Below are 1,065 nucleotides of genomic sequence, written 5' to 3' on the forward strand. Positions count from 1 at the left end.
CCGTCTGCGGTCGCGGGGCAGCAGGCCGCACCGGGGCTCGAAGCTCGGGGGCCGCCTTTCGTCGGCACCGTGCCCTTCGCCGGGGCCGTGCTCGTGGTCCTCGCCGTCGGCGCCCTCCTCGTGGCATCGGTGCTGCCGGTCGCCCTGCTGCTGGGGGGACTGGGTGACGGGAGCTCCACGGCGCCGTTCTGGATGACCACTCGAGCCGTCCTCGTGGCGGCAGCGGCCGTCCCCGTCGCCATCTGGGCGGCGATCTCGCTCCGGGACAAGGCCGCCAGCACCTTCGGCGGTGTGGGTGGCGATGTCATCGGGGCCGGTGTCGAGGTGGCTCTCACCGTGCTGCTCGTCCTGCTGACGGTGGCGTGGTGAGCATGCGTGTCCTCGTCACCGGCGGTGTGCGGTCGGGCAAGTCCCGGCACGCCGAGTCGCTCCTGCTGCCCCCACATCTGCCCGAGGGCACGCCCGTCACCTATCTCGCCGCCGGTCCGCAGCGCGACGACGCCGACTGGGCGGCGCGCGTCGCGGCCCACCGCGAGCGGCGACCGGAGACCTGGTCGACCGTCGAGAGCACGGACGCCGCGAGCGCACTGTGGGACGCAGAGGGTCCGGTCCTGCTCGACTGCCTCGGCACCTGGCTGACCGCACAGCTCGACGAGATCGAGGCCTGGGAGGCGCCCGAGCACCACTGGGTCGGCGCCCTCGAGCAGCGCGTCGAGGACCTCGAAGCAGCTTGGCGCGCAACGGATCTCGCCGTGGCAGTGACCAACGAGGTCGGCTGGGGGCTGGTGTCGGAGCACCGGTCCGGGCGGATCTTCGCCGACCGTCTGGGCTGGCTCAACCAGCGCATCGCCGCCTCCGCCGACCGGGTCGACCTCGTCGTCTCGGGCCAGGTGCTGACGATCAAGGGCGGGGCGTGAGCACGGCCCACCGTGGCCGTCGCCTCGACCAGGTCGCGCTCGGCTCGCCTCGGCTGGGTCGCCGACCTCGCGCTCCGGCGACCCCGGCGCGGGCACCCGGTCGCGGCCTTCGGCAGCTGGGCCGCGGCCGTCGAGACGCGGCTGCACC

1 protein-coding gene and 1 pseudogene are annotated in these 1,065 nt (G+C 74.4%); both read left to right on the forward strand.

The annotated features are described in order from the left end of the window. Nucleotides 1-369: pseudogene (locus tag AC2W7J_RS18385) on the forward strand (hypothetical protein); the annotation flags it as partial. A 2-nt stretch (nt 370-371) separates the two neighbouring features. Continuing rightward, nucleotides 372-917, forward strand: coding sequence for a bifunctional adenosylcobinamide kinase/adenosylcobinamide-phosphate guanylyltransferase (locus AC2W7J_RS18390; RefSeq protein ID WP_369694860.1), 546 nt, complete (start codon nt 372-374; stop codon nt 915-917). Nucleotides 918-1,065: the final 148 nt, after the last annotated feature.

The organism is Janibacter sp. CFPM2_SD2 (genome assembly GCF_057364645.1).